Annotated in this window: 17 protein-coding genes; 9 read left to right on the plus strand and 8 right to left on the minus strand. The window is 72.2% G+C overall.

Annotation, left to right across the window (positions count from 1 at the left end; all coding sequences use genetic code 11):
* Positions 1-188 (minus strand): aldehyde dehydrogenase family protein (locus E0504_RS26815; protein WP_131626049.1); only part of this gene is annotated, 188 nt, incomplete at its 3' end.
* 210 nt (positions 189-398) lie between these two features.
* On the opposite strand from E0504_RS26815, the gene E0504_RS26820 reads away from it, so the two are divergent.
* A complete protein-coding gene (locus tag E0504_RS26820; RefSeq protein WP_112105670.1) occupies positions 399-1058 on the plus strand; it encodes a TetR/AcrR family transcriptional regulator in 660 nt (219 codons plus the stop codon).
* A 10-nt stretch (positions 1059-1068) separates the two neighbouring features.
* On the opposite strand, the gene E0504_RS26825 is transcribed toward E0504_RS26820, so the two are convergent.
* Both E0504_RS26825 and E0504_RS50515 read right to left on the minus strand, forming a co-directional pair.
* Positions 1069-2484 (minus strand): bifunctional adenosylcobinamide kinase/adenosylcobinamide-phosphate guanylyltransferase, encoded by a 1416-nt coding sequence (locus tag E0504_RS26825; RefSeq protein WP_112105671.1) that lies wholly within the window; start codon positions 2482-2484, stop codon positions 1069-1071.
* Between the two features lie 19 nt (positions 2485-2503).
* On the minus strand, positions 2504-2680 hold the full coding sequence (locus E0504_RS50515; protein WP_165938622.1) for a hypothetical protein: 177 nt from the start codon (positions 2678-2680) through the stop codon (positions 2504-2506).
* Between the two features lie 294 nt (positions 2681-2974).
* Between E0504_RS50515 and E0504_RS26830 the strand changes: the two genes are divergently transcribed.
* The 3 genes from E0504_RS26830 to E0504_RS26840 all read left to right on the plus strand — a co-directional run bounded on the left by E0504_RS26830 (position 2975) and on the right by E0504_RS26840 (position 4510).
* Positions 2975-3187 carry a hypothetical protein gene (locus tag E0504_RS26830; protein ID WP_020459398.1) on the plus strand — a complete coding sequence of 71 codons (213 nt, stop codon included), beginning with the start codon at positions 2975-2977 and terminating at the stop codon, positions 3185-3187.
* A 178-nt stretch (positions 3188-3365) separates the two neighbouring features.
* Entirely contained in the window at positions 3366-3860 is a 495-nt protein-coding gene (locus tag E0504_RS26835; protein ID WP_071061964.1) for a nitroreductase/quinone reductase family protein, read from the plus strand.
* Entirely contained in the window at positions 3860-4510 is a 651-nt protein-coding gene (locus E0504_RS26840) for a TetR/AcrR family transcriptional regulator (protein ID WP_071061962.1), read from the plus strand. Before E0504_RS26835 ends, E0504_RS26840 begins: the two co-directional genes overlap by 1 nt.
* A 25-nt stretch (positions 4511-4535) precedes the next feature.
* Here the strand turns inward: E0504_RS26840 and E0504_RS26845 are convergent, their stop codons facing one another.
* The 3 genes from E0504_RS26845 to nadA form a co-directional block, all read right to left on the minus strand.
* Positions 4536-5510, minus strand: a complete 975-nt coding sequence (locus E0504_RS26845; protein ID WP_112105672.1) for an aldo/keto reductase family protein — start codon at positions 5508-5510, stop codon at positions 4536-4538.
* Between the two features lie 108 nt (positions 5511-5618).
* Positions 5619-6248, minus strand: a complete 630-nt coding sequence (locus tag E0504_RS26850) for a DUF3043 domain-containing protein (RefSeq protein WP_071061957.1) — start codon at positions 6246-6248, stop codon at positions 5619-5621.
* Positions 6248-7435: a quinolinate synthase NadA gene (gene nadA / locus E0504_RS26855; protein ID WP_112105673.1), complete on the minus strand. Its 1188-nt coding sequence runs from the start codon at positions 7433-7435 to the stop codon at positions 6248-6250. Before nadA ends, E0504_RS26850 begins: the two co-directional genes overlap by 1 nt.
* 384 nt (positions 7436-7819) lie before the next feature.
* Here nadA and erpA point away from each other — a divergent pair, with 384 nt between their 5' ends.
* Positions 7820-8182: an iron-sulfur cluster insertion protein ErpA gene (gene erpA / locus E0504_RS26860; RefSeq protein ID WP_020459404.1), complete on the plus strand. Its 363-nt coding sequence runs from the start codon at positions 7820-7822 to the stop codon at positions 8180-8182.
* A gap of 242 nt (positions 8183-8424) precedes the next feature.
* Positions 8425-9405 (plus strand): carbohydrate kinase family protein, encoded by a 981-nt coding sequence (locus E0504_RS26865; protein WP_071061952.1) that lies wholly within the window; start codon positions 8425-8427, stop codon positions 9403-9405.
* Between the two features lie 10 nt (positions 9406-9415).
* On the opposite strand, the gene E0504_RS26870 is transcribed toward E0504_RS26865, so the two are convergent.
* Complete coding sequence (locus E0504_RS26870) at positions 9416-9655, minus strand: sulfurtransferase TusA family protein (RefSeq protein WP_112105674.1); 240 nt, start codon at positions 9653-9655, stop codon at positions 9416-9418.
* Entirely contained in the window at positions 9652-10818 is a 1167-nt protein-coding gene (locus E0504_RS26875; RefSeq protein ID WP_112105675.1) for a cysteine desulfurase family protein, read from the minus strand. Before E0504_RS26875 ends, E0504_RS26870 begins: the two co-directional genes overlap by 4 nt.
* Before the next feature lie 502 nt (positions 10819-11320).
* Between E0504_RS26875 and coxB the strand changes: the two genes are divergently transcribed.
* The 3 genes from coxB to E0504_RS26890 are packed head-to-tail and all read left to right on the plus strand — an operon-like array spanning position 11321 to position 14282.
* Entirely contained in the window at positions 11321-12181 is an 861-nt protein-coding gene (gene coxB, locus E0504_RS26880; RefSeq protein ID WP_071061947.1) for a cytochrome c oxidase subunit II, read from the plus strand.
* Positions 12178-13884: a cytochrome c oxidase subunit I gene (gene ctaD / locus E0504_RS26885; protein ID WP_071061944.1), complete on the plus strand. Its 1707-nt coding sequence runs from the start codon at positions 12178-12180 to the stop codon at positions 13882-13884. Before coxB ends, ctaD begins: the two co-directional genes overlap by 4 nt.
* Positions 13881-14282 (plus strand): cytochrome c oxidase subunit 4, encoded by a 402-nt coding sequence (locus E0504_RS26890; RefSeq protein WP_020459410.1) that lies wholly within the window; start codon positions 13881-13883, stop codon positions 14280-14282. The genes ctaD and E0504_RS26890 overlap by 4 nt, the downstream gene beginning before the upstream one ends.
* The last annotated feature ends 124 nt before the right edge of the window (positions 14283-14406 follow it).

Below are 14406 nucleotides of genomic sequence, written 5' to 3' on the forward strand. Positions count from 1 at the left end.
ACGCGGAACGCGACGTTGGTCGACCAGTCGGTGGTGTCGAAGGCCTTGCGGGCGGCCTTGACCGCGGCGGTGGTCTCTTCGACCGTCGCGTCCGCGGCCTGGCCGATGACTTCGCCGGTCGTGGGGTTGATCGAGTCGACCGTCCGCTCGGTCTCGACAAGCTTTCCGTCGATCAGTAACCGCTTCACAGCCGCTCCTCGTTGATCGCGTGGGCTCCTGGTGGGCCACGGGGGCGCGCCGCTGCCGGTGCGCCGCGGCATGAGCGCCGGGAGCTTTAGTGTCACTACAATAGTGACACTAATTGGACCGTCAACCGGCTTGCGTCGCTCCCGCTGTCCCCGCCACTCCCACTGCCCGGCGTCCGGTCCCGCCCCGGCGCGACAGCCCGAGGAGCCGCCATGAGCCTTCCGGTCGACCAGCACACGGACGGGAGCGATCCAGCCCGGCAGACGCGCCGCTACGACAGCCCGGTGCGCCGGGCGCAGACCGCGCAGACGCGGGAGCGCATAGTCGCCGCCGGGACGGCGCTGGTCCACTCGTTCCCGACCTGGGACTGGCGAGGCCTGACGTTCCGCGCGGTCGCCGAGCGCGCCGGCGTGAGCAAGCGGACCGTGCACCGCTACTTCGCCACCGAGGGCGAGCTGCACGACGCCATCCTTCGCAACCTCGAGAAGGAGGCCGGGGTCGTCTACGAAGGCCTCGACCTGGACAACCTCGCCGACACCGCGGCCGGCGGGCTGGCGACCCTGGACCGCTTCGCCGCCTCGCCGGGCCTGAGCGGGGAAGCCGTCGAGCCCACCCGCGCCGCCGACCGCCGCCGGCGCGAGGCGCTCGCCCGCGCGGTCGCCCCGCCGACGGCGGAATGGACCGACACCCAGCGGCGGATGGCGGCCGCGATCCTGGACATCCTCTGGACCGGGCACGTCTACGAACGGCTGGTCACCGCCTGGAAGCTCGACCTGGACGCGGCGACGGGCGCGGTCACCTGGGCACTGGACCTGCTGGCGGACGGCATCCGCGAGGACCACCGGCCGCAGCCGCGACCGCCCGCGCGGTAACCCGGCTGGGTCAGGCGGGCCGCAGCCGGGTGGCCAGGCCGGCGACGGCCAGCCACACCTCGTCGGACTCGGCGGCGAGCCGTGCGTTGACCTGACCGAGGCGGTCGGCGAACAGCCGCCCGGCGGCGGTCGGCGCCACCGCCCCCGACCCGACCTCGTCCGTCACCGCCACCACCCGCCGGCGCGTGGCGCGCCAGGCCTCGACGAGCCGGTCGACCGCCGCGCCGAAGTCCGGATCGTCCAGCCGGGCCGCCACCCACAGCGAGACGCTGTCGACGAGCAGCGCCGGCCCGGGGGAGCGCAGCAGCGGCTCCAGCTCCTGGGTCTCCACGGTGTGCCACCGGGCCGGCCGGCGTTCCCGGTGGACGGCGACCCGCGCGGCCCACTCGGGATCGGACCCGTCCGGCGCCCACCCGGTGGCGACGTAGACGACCTCGGGCTCTGCCCGCAGCCAGTCCTCGGCCTGGGCGGACTTTCCCGACCGGGTGCCACCGGTGATCAGTACCCGGCGTGGCGCCGCCGTGCTGCCGTCCGGGAGGGCCCCGCCGGGTGGGATCTCCAGGACGCTGCCGTCCGGCGGAGCCTCGGCTCCGATGCGGGCGAGCCGTGCCGTCAGCTCGCCACCGGGCGGGTTGCGGTGGCTGAGGTGGACGGCGAGCACCCGGGTCGAGGGCACGACCGCGCCCAGGCCGCGCAGCTCGGCGACCAGCTCGGCGAAGTCCGGGAGGTCGAGATGCTCCCCGAACCCGGGCCGGTCGCCGTTGTTCTCCTCCAGCAGCACGACGTCGAACGCGCGGCCGGCCAGCGCGGCGAGCGTCGCGGGCGGCAGCGGCACGGCGGTGTCGCACCCGTACAGCAGGCGTGCCCCGTCCGGCGCGGTGACGTCGTAGAGCACCGCCGGCCCGATGCTGTCGTCACCGTGCCGGGCCGCCACCGGGCGGACCAGGTAACCCGGCCCGCCGGGCCTGTGGGGCTCGCCCGGCTCGGTGGGCTCGCCCGGCCCGCCGAGCTCGAGGTGATCGCCGGCGACGGCCGGGAGCAGGCGCAGCGGGGAGCCCTCGCCCGGCTCGGTGCCCTCCCAGCGACACAGGAAGGCCCGGCACACCTCCAGCGCGGCCGGCGGCGCGACGACGTCCAGCGGCTGGTCGGCGACGGTCGACCAGGACCGCCACATCAGCGCCTCCGGGCCGAGGTGGTCGGGATGGGCGTGCCCGACGAGGACGTGGCGCAGCCCCGCCAGGCTCACCCCGAACCGGGACGCCGCCCGCGGCACGTCCGGACCGAAGTCGATGAGCAGCCGGTCGTCGACGAGCACGGCCGTCTGGCCGCGGGGCTCGTGCGCCCGGGCCCATGCGCAGGAGGCGCACTCGCACCACGGGTTCGGCCATCCGTCGGCCGAGCCCGTACCCAGCAGCGTGAGCCGCACCGCGCCGGACCCCGGGCGATCAGGAGTGCGAGTGCGGGTGGCGCTTGCGCTCCCACAGCGTCATCAGCGTCAGGACCACGGCGAGCGCCGCGATCGCGCCGAAGGTGAGCAGGCAGGCGGCCCACCAGACCATTCCCCCGTCGTGGTGCTCGGTTGTCTCGGCGAGTACCGCCGCGGCGGTGTAGGCGGGTGTCACTGGTGCCTTCCTTTCTCCGGGCTGAACCGTGCTGCTCGTGTGTCACTCGCGGGTCTCGACGTTACCGACCTTCGGGTCGCCGGTGCCTTGCTCGTGGGCCGATCCACGGGCTGGCGCGGATCCGTCCCGTCCCGCGGTGGGTCGCGCCGCGGATGAGTTGCTCATCGCCAGCGGCGCGGGACGGCCTCGCGTCCGGTCCGGACGCGCTTTGATGGTGTGGTGGGCATTTCCCGGGGTCGGTGGTGGCCCCGGCTCGGTGGCCGAGGCCGCCGGACGTCGGGAAGGACGTGGACCGTGAGCTGGACCTGGCGGTATGAGGGAGAGGACGGCTCGGTCGTGGCGGTCGGCGGCGCGGACGGGTCGGAGTCGTTCACCAGCCAGGGGGACGCCGAGACGTGGATCGGCGAGACCTGGCGAGAGTTGCTGGATCTGGGCGTGACGCAGGTGAGTCTGCTGGAGGCGGGCCGGCGCGTCTACGGGCCGATGAGCCTGCGCCCGGTGACCTGAGGGCCGTCTCCCCGGCTGCCAGGCCGGCCCCTGCCCGCGGGTAGCAGAGCCCGCGGACCAAGTCCCACCGAACGGGCCCGAACGGGTTGACACCCCCTCGGCTAACAGTGTTAGCCTTACCTCGTTGGCTAACGTTGTTAGCCAACAATCGGAGCCCGAGAAGACAGGGGAGATCACAATGGCGAGCAGCGGCGCGAACCCGATCGGCGACACCCGGGACGACGACGCCCGGCACTACCGGCGGCCCAACTGGTTCACGAACACGTTCCTCAACCGCCCGGTCGCGCTGGTCACCCGGGCCGGGCTGAGCCTGTGGGGGAGCCGGGTGCTCGAGGTCCGCGGTCGCACATCCGGCGAGACCCGGCGGTTGCCGGTGAACCTGCTCACGCTGGAGGGACGGCAGTACCTGGTCTCCGCGCGCGGGCACAGCCAGTGGGTCCGCAACGTGCGGGCCGCCGACGGCGAGCTGGCGCTCGTCGTGGGGCGCCGGCGGGTCCGCTACCGTGCGGCCGAGCTCGCCGGCGATGAGAAGATCCCGGTGCTGCGGGCGTACCTGAAGAAGTGGAAGGCGGAGGTCGGCGTGTTCTTCGACGGCGTGGGCCCGGAGTCGGCCGACGAGGAGCTGGGCCGGATCGCGCCGCGGCACCCGGTCTTCATCCTCGCCGCCGCCTGATGACGGACCTGCGGCTGCCGGCGGCGCCGCGGCCGGCGGACACGGGGCCACCTGCGGACACGGGACTGCCGGCGGACCCGCCGCGGCCGGCCGTGCCGGTTGAGCGGGTCGCGCTGCGCCCGACGCCGCCCACACGGTCGCCGCGGGTGACGGAGATCATCGGCGCGGCCCGGCGCCTGCTGGAGGACGAGGGCGTGGGGTCGCTCACGATGCGCCGGCTCGGCGAGGTGCTCGGCATCCGCGCGCCGTCGCTGTACAAGCATCTGCCGGGCAAGCACGCGGTCGAGGCGGCCCTGGTCGAGACCGCGCTGTGGGAGGCGGGGGACGCCCTGCACCGCGTGGTCGACGGGGCCGGCCCGGGCGACGTCGTCGGCCGGCTGCTGGCCGAGTACCGGCGGTACGCCCTGGCCCACCCCAACCTGTACCGGCTTACCGCGGTCGACCCGCTCGGGCGCGAGGGCCTGACGGCCGGCCTGGAGGACTGGTCGGGTGAGCCGTTCTACCGGGCCACCGGTGAGCCGTACGCGGCGCAGGCCCTGTGGGCCGCGGCGCACGGCGCGGTCGTGCTGGAGCTGGCGAACCGGTTCCTGCCCGGCTCGGACCTCGACCGGACGTGGGCGGCGCTGGCTGCGGCCTTCACCGCCCACTGAACCCCCGGGCGCCGCGCGGTGGCGGTCAGGCCTCCGGCTCGGTGGTCGCCACGCCGGCGAACACCTTGTCGATGCGGGCGAGCAGCTCCGGCTCCAGGACGACGCCGGCCGCCCTGACGTTGTCCTTGACCTGCTCGGGCCGGGAGGCGCCGACGATCGCGGACGCCACGTTGTCGTTCTGCAGGACCCAGGCGATGGCGAGCTGCGCCATCGTCAGGCCGGCCTCCGTGGCGATCGGGCGCAGGTGCTGCACGGCCGTCAGGACCTCGTCGGACATGAAACGGGCGATGAAGCCCGCGCCGGTCGCGCCGGTCGCCCGGCTGCCGGTGGGCGGCGGCTGCCCGGGCAGGTACTTGCCGGTCAGCACGCCCTGGGCGATCGGCGACCAGACGATCTGGGAGATGCCCAGCGTGCGGGAGGTCGGCACCACCTCGGCCTCGATGGTGCGCCACAGCATCGAGTACTGCGGCTGGTTGGAGATGATCCTGTCCAGGCCGAGCTCGGCGGCGATCCGCGCGGCGTCGGCGATCTGCGCCGCCGTCCACTCCGAGACGCCGACGTAGAGGACCTTGCCGGCGCGCACCAGGTCGTCGAAGGCGCGCAGCGTCTCCTCTAGCGGGACCGTCGGGTCGTAGCGGTGGGCCTGGTAGAGGTCGATGTGGTCGGTGCCGAGCCGGCGCAGCGAGTTGTGCGCGGACTCGATGATGTGCTTGCGCCCCAGGCCCTTGTCGTTCTCGCCGGGGCCGGTCGGCCAGAAGACCTTGGTGAACAGCTCGTAGGACTCCCGGCGGACCCCGGCCAGGGCCTCGCCGAGAACCGACTCGGCGCGGGTCTGGGCGTACACGTCGGCCGTGTCGAACGTGGTGATTCCCTCGTCGAGCGCAGCGTGCACGCAGGCCTTCGCCGTGTCGGCCTCGATCTGGTCACCGTGGGTGATCCAGTTGCCGTAGGAGATCTCGCTGACGGACAGTCCACTCCGCCCGAGGCGTCGATGCTTCACACCGGAACACTACGCACCAGCTCCCGGGCCCGGCCAACGTCCGGCCGTGCCTCGTAGTGCCCACCGCCGAGCCGCGAGCCGCCGGTCGCGAGCGACAGCTGTCGGCCGTCAGCTGTCGCCGCGGGACACCCGGGGGCGGGGCATCCGCCAGCGGCGCGGCAGCAGGGCCCGCTGCGCGGCGTAGGCACGCACGCGGACGCTGGAGTCCGGGTACTTCTCGGCCACCCGCCGGCTCACCTGCCGCGACAGCACGATCGAGTCGGCGACCACGGCAACGATCCCGAGCAGCATGACGTAGGTGGCGACGAGCCGGACGTAGGAGTTCGGCACCAGCCCGCCGACGAAGTACACCACCGCCGCGGCCAGGAAGAACGGGCCGATGTTGATCCGGGTGTCGACGAAGTCCCGGGCCAGGACGCGTTCCGGCGCCCGCTCGCGGGGCGGCAGGCGGCTGACGTCGCCGGCCATCATCGCGGCGCGGTACTGCTGGCTCTGCGCCCGCCGGTCCTCCCGCTCGATCTTGCGGGCGTCCTTGCGGTTCGCCGGGGTGCGCACCGCGCCGCCGCGGGTCCGCGCGGCGCGTGCCTCGGACCGCTTCGGGGTTGGCCGGCCCTTGCCGGCGGTGACCCGGGCGCTCGCGCCGGCGTCACCGTCGGCCTGGTCGACCGCGCCGGCGGACGGCTCCTCGTTCTCCGGGCCGGGCGCGGGCTCGGGGCTCCGCTTCTTCAGCAGCGCCATCAGGGCAGGGTCAACATCTGGTCTAGGGCCTTCCGGGAATAGGTCGCGACCTCGGGGTCGACGGTGATGCGGTTGACGGTCTCACCGCGCGCGAGCGCCTCGAGCGCCCACACCAGGTGCGGCATGTCGATGCGGTTCATCGTGGAGCAGAAGCACACCGTACGGTCGAGAAAGACGATCGTCTTGTCAGGATGGCGGTTCGCCAGCCGTTGTACCAGGTTCAGCTCGGTTCCCACGGCGAATGACGACCCGGGCGGGGCCTCGTCCACGACCTTGATGATGTACTCGGTGGAACCGACCAGGTCAGCGGCGCTCACGACCTCGCGCCGGCATTCCGGGTGCACCAGGACCTGTACCCCCGGCACCCGCTCGCGCACCTCGTCCACGCATTCCCGGGTGAACCGCCCGTGCACCGAGCAGTGCCCGCGCCACAGGATCATGCGTGCGTCGCGCAGCTGCGCGCGGCTCAGACCGCCGCCGGGCCGCCGCGGGTCGTAGACCACGCAGTCGGCCTCGGACATGCCCAGCTTGTCGATCGCGGTGTTGCGGCCCAGGTGCTGGTCCGGCAGGAAGATCACCCGCTGGCCGCCCCGCTCGCCGAAGGCCCAGTCCAGAGCCCGCTCGGCGTTCGACGAGGTGCAGATCGTGCCGCCGTGGCGGCCGGTGAACGCCTTGATCGCCGCCGAGGAGTTCATGTAGCTGACCGGCACCGTGCCGGTGGCGACGCCGGCGTCGAGGAGGTCGTCCCAGGCCTGCTCGACCTGCTCGGCGGTGGCCATGTCGGCCATCGAGCAGCCGGCGGCCAGGTCGGGGAGGATCACCCGCTGGTGGTCGGCGGTGAGGATGTCGGCGCTCTCGGCCATGAAGTGCACGCCGCAGAACACGATCGCGCTCGCCGCCGGCCGGGCGGCGGCCTGCTGGGCGAGCTTGAAGGAGTCCCCGGTCACATCCGCGAAGGCGATGACGTCGTCACGCTGGTAGTGGTGGCCCAGGATGAAGACGTCGTCGCCGAGCGCGGCCTTGGCGGCGGCGGCCCGCCTGGCGAGGTCGGGATCAGCGGCCGGGGGGAGATCGCCGGGGCACTCCACGCCCCGTTCGCTCCCCGGGTCGGCGTCGCGCCCGAGCAGGAGCATGGCGAGCGGTGAGGCGGTGACGCCCAGGCGTTCCAGGGCCGGGTTGGTGGTCATGTCCGCTCCTTCGGGCGACCGACCGGGGGCCCGGTCGCCTCGCTCGCTGCTCGTGGCCTCGCTGTGGGCCGCCTGCTAATGGTCGTTCAGACTCTAACTCCGGAACGCCTGGTCTGCGCGAACTTGGTCCGGTCGGGCCCCGGGGGCCTGGTCCGGTCGGGCCCCGGATGGCGGACGGATGTCACTTGCGCGTCGTGGCCGACCCGCGAGTCGCTGGCTACGATGGGAAGCGGATCCTGCCTCGCGGTGTTGAGCAGGAACGGCGGCACAGCAGGTGCCGCCCGTGGGGAGCCGTCGCCCGTTGGCGTCTCCTCGCGTAAGCCGCCTTGGGTACCAGCAAGCCTGGTGAACCAGGCACGTCCACAAGGGCAGGGAGCAGCCCCTATGACCGTGCAGGACACAACCGAGACCGAGACCAGGCCGAGCAGCGTCGTTCTCACCGACACGGCCGCCGGCAAGGTGAAGACCCTGCTCGAGCAGGAGGGGAGGGATGACCTCCAGCTCCGGATCGCCGTGCAGCCCGGCGGCTGCTCTGGCATGCGCTACCAGCTCTTCTTTGACGAGCGCCAGCTCGACGGCGACACGGTGCTCGACTTCTCGGGGGTCAAGGTGGCCGTCGACCGGATGAGCTACCCCTACCTCGGCGGCGCGACGATCGACTTCGTCGACACGATCGAGAAGCAGGGCTTCACGATCGACAACCCGAACGCGCAGGGCTCCTGCGCGTGTGGCGACTCCTTCCACTGATCGGGCGCGGGCGGGCGCGGGCCGTCCCGGTGGGCCGCGTCTCGTCTCCGGTCGGCGGGGGAGGTAGCTGATCCCTCGATACGGAACCCGGTGTGGTGCTTCTTGCCACACCGGGTTCCGCCATTTCCGCCCCTGTTCCGAACGCCCGCCCCTCTTCCGAAACGGTCGAAGGTCGGACGCAGGGTCACTGTGGGGCGACGTCCCTCCGGGGTGCGCGGGGGCTGCCGGTAGGCTGCTCCATCGTGCGTATTGCCGTGACTGGTTCCATCGCCACCGACCACCTCATGCGCTTTCCCGGGCGGTTCGCCGAGCAGCTGCTCGCCGACCAGCTCGAGCGGGTCTCGCTGTCGTTCCTCGTGGACGAGCTCATGATCCGCCGCGGTGGGGTCGCCGCGAACATCTCCTTCGGTCTGGGGCGCCTCGGCCTGCACCCGATCCTGGTGGGAGCGGTCGGGGAGGACTTCGCCGACTACCGCTCCTGGCTCGACCGGCATGGTGTCGACACCGCGTCGGTCTGGGTGAGTGAGATCGCGCACACCGCCCGCTTCGTGTGCACCACGGACAACGACCTCTGCCAGATCGCGTCCTTCTACCCGGGCGCGATGAGCGAGGCGGCCAGCATCGAGCTGCGCCCGGTCGCGGAGCGCCTGGGCGGGCTCGACCTGGTGGTGATCAGCCCCAACGACCCGCAGGCGATGGTCCGGCACACCGAGGAGTGCCGCGAGCGCGGATACTCCTTCGCGGCCGACCCGTCCCAGCAGCTCGCCCGGATGGAGGGCGACGACATCCGTTCGCTGATCGACGGCGCGGCCTACCTGTTCTGCAACGAGTACGAGAAGGCTCTGCTCGCGTCGAAGACCGGGTGGAACGACGAGGAGATCCTCGGCCGGGTCGGCGTGCGCGTCACCACCCTGGGCAAGGACGGCGTCGTCATCGAGGCGCCCGGCGCCGCGGCGGTCAAGGTGCCGGTGGTCCCGGCGCGCTGCACCCCCGACCCCACCGGGGTGGGGGACGCCTTCCGGGCCGGGTTCCTCGCCGGGCTGTCCTGGGAGCTGTCGCACGAGCGGTCCGCGCAGGTGGGATGCCTGCTGGCGACCCTGGTGCTCGAGACGGTCGGCACCCAGGAGTACAGCGCCGATCAGGACGACATCGTGAAGCGCCTCACCGAGGCCTACGGCCCGGAGGCGGCCGCGGAGGTCGCCGCGCGCCTGCAGGCGTTCTGACCCAGGTGTCTCAACCCAGGCGGCGGACGAGGTAGGAGCCCGGCCCAGCGCCGGGTGCGGCGGTGAGCAGGTCGTGGCCCCGCATCCGGCACCAGGCGGCCACGTCGGCCGCGGCGGCCGGGTCGTCGGCGAGCAGCTCGATGATCTCGCCCACATCGACGTCGCCGATCCGCCGCGCGAGCTCGATGATCGGGATGGGGCAGCGCCGTCCGCGCGCGTCCACGACCGCCACCGGCGAGCCGTCGTTCACAGGCCTGCCGCCCCGGCGCGCTCGCGGACGGCGCGCACGGCGGGCGGCAGCGCGTCGAGCAGCGCCTCCAGGTCGGCGTCGGTGGAGTCCCGCCCGAACGACACGCGGAGGTTGCCGTGGGTCAGCGCGCCCATCGCCACCAGGACGTGGCTGGGCGTCAGGGTGTCCGAGGTGCAGCTCGACCCGGAGCTGACGGCGATGCCGGCACGGTCGAGCTCGTCCAGGAGTGCCTCGCCCGCGACGTAAAGGCATGAGAAGGCCACGATGTGCGGCACTCCCACCGCCGGGTCGGCGCCGCCGGGGCCGAGCAGCTCGACGTCCTCGACGAGCTCCGGCAGGCGCCGGCGGAGGCGCTCGGTGTAGCCGGCGAGCCGGGGCGCCTCCGCGTCGATCTCGGTGGCGCGCACGGCGAGCGCGGCAGCCGTGGCGACGACGGCGGGAACGTTCGGGAAGCCGGGAACCCGCCCGTGCTCCCGCTCGTCCGCCGGCAGCGGGTTGGCCCACCTGGTGCCCGTGCGGACGGCGAGGATGCCCACCCCGGGCGGCCCGCCGAACTTGTGCGCGCTCGCGGTGAGCAGGTCCGCGCCCAGCGCGGCGAGGTCGACGGGAACCCGCCCGACCGTCGTCGCCGCGTCGGTGAGCAGCGGCACCCCGCGCCGGCGCAGCGCCCGCGCGACCGCCGCGACCGGCTGGACGGTGCCCACCTCGTGGTTGGCGTGCTGCAGGGCGGCCACGGCCGTTCCCGGGTGGGCGTCGAGCGCGGCCTCGAACGCGGCCGGGTCGGCGCGGCCGAGGCCGTCCACACCGATCGTGACGACCTCGCCGCCGGCACGTTCGTGGCGCTGCGCGGCGTGCAGGACGCTGGAGTGTTCCACGGCACTGACCACAACCACCCGCCCGGCGCGGCGGCGGGCGGCGGCGGTGCCGAGCAGCGCCTGGTGCGCCGCGGCCGTCCCGCTCGCGGTGAAGCTGATCTCGCTGGTCCGGGCGCCGAGGACGCCGGCGACGGTCTCCCGGGCGGCGTCGAGGAGCATCCGCGCGCGGCGGCCCTCGCGGTAGAGCCGTGCGGGGTCGGCCCAGCCGTCGTCGAGCGCGGCGAGCAGGGCCTCCCGGGCGACCGGATGCAGCGGCGTGGTCGACGCGTGGTCGAGATAGGCCGGCACGAGAGTGACGCTACGCCCGTCCCGGAGCAGCTGGCCGGACGTTGCGGGGCCGCGTGGGGGCATTCGCGCAGCCAGGCGGGGCGGCGGGGAAAGGGCTTGCGGGGTGCCGCGAACAATGCGGGTGGCGGATACGCCCGCCGGGAGCTGGAACGCGCCCACGGCGCGCCCGCCGATCTGCCCGGATCAAGGGCTCTCCGGCCCGTCCAGGATGCCCCGCGGGTCGTGTCTCACAGCTCCGGACGGGGCCTGCGGCGAGAAGCTCGTCCGCTGCTGGGATACGCTGCTGCCGCACCATCTACAGCGTGTCGAAGACAGTCGGAAGACGAAGCAGCGAGGCCGGTTGGACCGGCCGGCCCGCGAAGCGTTTACGCGGTCACGAGGCGGTGGCGGGGCTCAGATCTCCTCCGCCGGCCGCGCGGCCGCTAGTCGTGGGAGGCAGGACCTGGTGAGGAGATCCTTCGGTCGGACCCGGCCGTCGCTCGCGGATGTCGAGGACACGCCGATGGCCCCGGCTGACACCGCGGACGCGGACGCGTCGCCGAGCCGTCGGGTTGGGCACCGACGGCCGCGCCGGCGCCGCGTCAATGCGCGCCTGGGCGCCACGCTGGTGGCCGTCGGCCTGCTGGCGACCGCCTGCGACGTCCCCAATTTCGGATTCCCGGACGGTGTGACCAACCACACCCCGCGGATCCTGAACATGTGGCAGGGCTCGGTGATCGCCGCCCTGGCCGTCGGTGTGTTCGTGTGGGCCCTGATCTTCTACGCGGTCGTCGTGTTCCGGAAGCGCAGTGACGTTCTGCCGCGCCAGGTCCGGTACAACCTTCCCGTCGAGATCCTTTACACCGTCGTGCCAGTCGTGATCGTGGCGGGCCTGTTCTACTACACCGCTCGCGACGAGTCCGAGATCACCAAGCTCTCGGACAAGCCCGACGTGACGGTGAACGTCATCGGTTTCCGGTGGAACTGGCAGTTCCAGTACCTGGACACCGGCAAGACCCCCGGCAGCAACCAGGTCGAGGTCACCGGTCGTCCCGGCGAGGCGCCGGTGCTCGTCCTGCCCGAGGGCCGGTCCGTCCGGTTCGTGCTGACGTCACCGGACGTGATCCACTCGTTCTGGGTGCCCGAGTTCCTGTTCAAGCGGGACGTCGTCCCCGGGCGGGTCAACCAGTTCGAGCTCACCGCCACGAAGACCGGGACGTTCGTCGGGCGATGCGCCGAGCTGTGCGGCACCGACCACGACCGGATGACGTTCTACGTCAAGGTCGTGCCGGGTGCCGAGTACGACCGCTTCATCGAGGAACGGGAGAGCGCCGCGATCAGCGCGTCGCCGTCCTCCGGCGTCACCACCGGGAGTGTCCAGTGACCCTTCTGCACGAGTCGCCCGCCGGGCCGGCCGGGCACGCCCATGAGCCGGTGAACCATGAGAAGCCGGCGATCGCGAACCTGCTCGGGTACCTGAGGACGACGTCCCACAAGGACATCGCGATCATGTACTTCCTGACGTCGTTCGCGTTCTTCGTCATCGCCGGCATCCTCGCGGTCTTCATCCGTGGCGAGCTGGCCCGCCCGGGGCTGCAGTACTTCTCCAACGACCAGTACAACCAGTTCTTCACCATGCACGGCACGCTGATGCTGCTGATGTTCGCGACGCCGCTGGCGTTCGCGTTCGCCAACTACCTCGTGCCGCTGCAGATCGGCTCGCCGGACGTCGCGTTCCCGCGGCTGAACGCGCTGTCGTACTGGCTGTTCCTGTTCGGCAGCCTCACCGTGTTCGCCGGGTTCCTGAGCCCGGGCGGTGCGGCCTCGTTCGGCTGGTTCGCCTACGCGCCGCTGAGTAACCAGCTGTACTCGCCCGGGGTCGGCTCCGACCTGTGGGTGCTCGGCCTGACGGTGCAGGGGCTCGGCACGATCCTCGGTGCCGTCAACTTCATCACCACGATCCTGTGCCTGCGCGCCCCCGGCATGACGATGTTCCGGATGCCGATCTTCTGCTGGAACCTGCTGGTCACCTCGATCCTGGTGCTGGTGGCGTTCCCGGTGCTGGCGGCCGCGCTGCTGGCGCTCGCGGCGGACCGAAGGTTCGGGGCCCACATCTTCGACGCCGAGAACGGCGGTGCGATGCTGTGGCAGCACCTGTTCTGGTTCTTCGGGCATCCCGAGGTCTACATCATCGCCCTGCCGTTCTTCGGGATCGTCACCGAGATCATCCCGGTGTTCTCCCGCAAGCCGCTGTTCGGCTACAAGGGCCTGGTGTTCGCCACCATCAGCATCGGTGCCCTCTCCGTCGCGGTGTGGGCGCACCACATGTTCGTCACCGGCGCGGTGCTGCTGCCCTTCTTCGCCTTCCTGTCGTTCCTGATCGCGGTGCCCACCGGGATCAAGTTCTTCAACTGGATCGGCACGATGTGGCGCGGGCAGATCAGCTTCGAGGCGCCGATGCTGTTCGCGGTCGGCTTCCTGGTGACGTTCCTGTTCGGTGGTCTCACCGGCGTGCTGCTGGCCAGCCCGCCGATCGACTTCCACGTCAGTGACAGCTACTTCGTGGTCGGACACTTCCACTACGTCGTCGCCGGCCTGATGTTCGCGGCCTTCGCGGGTGTCTACTTCTGGTTCCCGAAGGTCACCGGCCGGATGCTGAACGAGAAGCTGGCCAAGCTGCACTTCTGGACGCTGTTCCTGGGTTTCAACGCCACCTTCCTGGTGTTCCACTGGCTGGGCACCCAGGGCATGCCCCGGCGGTTCGCCGACTACGGCCCGAACGACGGCTTCACCAACCTGAACACCCTCGCGACGGCGGGCTCGTTCCTGATGGGCCTGTCCACGCTGCCGCTGCTGTACAACCTGTGGTACTCGTACCGCAAGGGCCCGATCGCCGCGGTCGACGACCCGTGGGGCTACTCCAACTCGCTGGAGTGGGCGACGTCCTGCCCGCCGCCCCGGCACAACTTCCGGTCGCTGCCGCGCATCCGCTCCGAGCGACCCGCGTTCGACCTGCACTACCCGGCGGTCGTCGGTAGGGCGGATTACCACGCCACACCGGAACTCGGTCAGGGAGCCGCGCGATGAAGGTAGAAGGCTTCATCTTCAACTTCTTCGGCTTCTTCGCCGGAGCGATGGCCCTGGTCTACTGGTTCTGGGCGAAGGACCCGACCGGGACGGCGGCGCTCACCCTGTGCGCGGGCATGGGCTTCCTCGTCGGCGGCTACCTGGTCTTCACCGGCCGGCGGATCGGCATGCGCCCGCAGGACCTGCCGGACGCGGAGGTCGCCGACGGTGTCGGGGAGCTCGGGCACTTCACCCCGGGCAGCTACTACCCGTTCTTTCTCGCGGCGAGTGCCGCGGTGGCCGCGATGGGGCTGGCCTTCGGTATCTGGATGACCATCCTCGGCGCGGTCCTGACGTTCACCTTCGCCGTGTGCCTGGTGATGGAGAACTTCTGGAACCCGCCGATTCCCGAGGACTGATCGGTACCACCGGTCCGCGCCGCCAACCGGCGGCGCGGACGCGTCAGGGGCCGCGGTTCCAGGTGATGACCTGGAACCGCGGCCCCTGAGTCGTTTTCGGGCGGGTGGGGACGGCCCTGACGGG

Source organism: Parafrankia sp. BMG5.11 (assembly GCF_004337455.1).

Coding starts and splice junctions, on each gene's coding strand:
- E0504_RS26820 (WP_112105670.1), top strand. CDS start 399: ATGAGCCTTCCGGTCGACCAGCACACGGACGGGAGCGATCCAGCCCGG.
- E0504_RS26835 (WP_071061964.1), top strand. CDS start 3,366: ATGGCGAGCAGCGGCGCGAACCCGATCGGCGACACCCGGGACGACGAC.
- E0504_RS26840 (WP_071061962.1), top strand. CDS start 3,860: ATGACGGACCTGCGGCTGCCGGCGGCGCCGCGGCCGGCGGACACGGGG.
- E0504_RS26850 (WP_071061957.1), bottom strand. CDS start 6,248: ATGGCGCTGCTGAAGAAGCGGAGCCCCGAGCCCGCGCCCGGCCCGGAG.
- nadA (WP_112105673.1), bottom strand. CDS start 7,435: ATGACCACCAACCCGGCCCTGGAACGCCTGGGCGTCACCGCCTCACCG.
- erpA (WP_020459404.1), top strand. CDS start 7,820: ATGACCGTGCAGGACACAACCGAGACCGAGACCAGGCCGAGCAGCGTC.
- coxB (WP_071061947.1), top strand. CDS start 11,321: ATGGCCCCGGCTGACACCGCGGACGCGGACGCGTCGCCGAGCCGTCGG.
- E0504_RS26890 (WP_020459410.1), top strand. CDS start 13,881: ATGAAGGTAGAAGGCTTCATCTTCAACTTCTTCGGCTTCTTCGCCGGA.